Below are 1,435 nucleotides of genomic sequence, written 5' to 3'. Positions count from 1 at the left end.
GGCTCTTCACAATCGAGGGTGTAGTTGCGGTCTGAAGCCGCCGGCCTCGAGCAGGCTGCGGGCGATGTAGTTGGTGAGGTTGCGGAAGCCGAGAGCGGATCCGCGGAGGTGTTCCAGGCGGCCGTTGATGGCCTCGGTCGGGCCGTTGCTGGTGCCGGGTCGGTCGAAGTAGGCGAGCACGTCGGCAGATCGTTTGGCCAGGGTTCGACCCAGCGTGGTGATCTCGGTTAGGGCCTTCGGCACGCCGGTACTGATCGAGGCGATCACCGCGCTCATCAGATCGTGGCCTTGGGTGCGGTCGGGATGCCGGTACGCGGCGATCATCCGCTGGTAGATGCCCCAGGTGCACTCGACTTGCACGTGCTCATCGACAGCGAACAGTGCGGTGAGGCGTTCGTGCTGTCGGTCGGTGAGCAGGTCCGCGCCGGTGTGCAGGGTTCGCCGGGCCCGGTACAGCGGATCCGTGGTGCGGCCGCGGTGGCCGTGCAGGTCCTGCTGGACCCGGCGCCGACACTTGTCCAGCGCGTCACCGGCCAACCGGACGACGTGGAACGGGTCCATCACTGTGGTCGCTTCCGGGATCTCTTCGGTAGCAGCGGTTTTGAATCCGGTGAAGCCATCCATCGCGACGACGTCGACCGCAGTGCGCCACGCTGGTTCACGGTCGGCGAGCCAGGCCTTGAAGACCTGCTTGGACCGTCCGGGAACCATGTCCAACAGACGTGCTGGACCGGTGCCGTCCCGGATCGGGGTCAGGTCGATGATGACCGTCACGTATTTGTCGCCGCGGCGGGTGTGCCGCCACACGTGCTCATCCACACCGATCGCGGTGACACCCTCGAACCGGCCCGGGTTGTTGATCAACACCCGATGCCCCTCGGCGAGCACGGCGTCGTTTGCGGTGTTCCACGCGACGCCGAGCCCTTCAGCGACTCGGGCGATCGTGAGGTGCTGACACACGATCGCGGTCAGCGCCCACGCCATCGCACGCCGCGACACCCTGGCCCGCGGCTCGGCCGCGCGACTGGTATCTTGACGCCACACATGTCCGCAGTTGGTACACCGGTACCGCCGCACCGTGACGCGCAGCGTCGTTGGTCGCCAGCCCAACGGTTCATGCGACAACCGGCGAACCACGCTGCCCCGCGGGATTCCTTGGCAGCCACACCGGTGGCACCACCGGTCATCGTCAACGACCCTGCACGCCAGCACGGCCCGGTCGGGTTCGAGACGTTGCCCAACGGTGATGAGGCCAAGTTCGTCGAGACCGCAGAACGAGGTCAGGTCAGGACAGCTGAAGCCGTCCTCGGCAGTAGCGTTGGGCACGTCGAGGTCTTCCAGATGAGGCGTGTAGGAACCTTCATCCTCGGAAGACCTCGACCCCTACCCGGTGAGCGACGCGCTGACAGATCTACACCCTCGATTGTGAAGAGCC

General features: G+C 66.1%; 1 protein-coding gene. It reads right to left on the bottom strand.

The window, feature by feature from the left end:
- Window positions 1-6: 6 nt before the first annotated feature.
- Window positions 7-1,326 carry an ISL3 family transposase gene (locus RF638_RS15940; RefSeq protein WP_031272418.1) on the bottom strand — a complete coding sequence of 440 codons (1,320 nt, stop codon included), beginning with the start codon at window positions 1,324-1,326 and terminating at the stop codon, window positions 7-9.
- Window positions 1,327-1,435: the final 109 nt, after the last annotated feature.

Source organism: Kocuria sp. CPCC 205235, from assembly GCF_040980905.1.
Classification (GTDB): domain Bacteria; phylum Actinomycetota; class Actinomycetes; order Actinomycetales; family Micrococcaceae; genus Kocuria; species Kocuria carniphila.
This window is presented reverse-complemented; position numbering and strand designations above follow the sequence as displayed.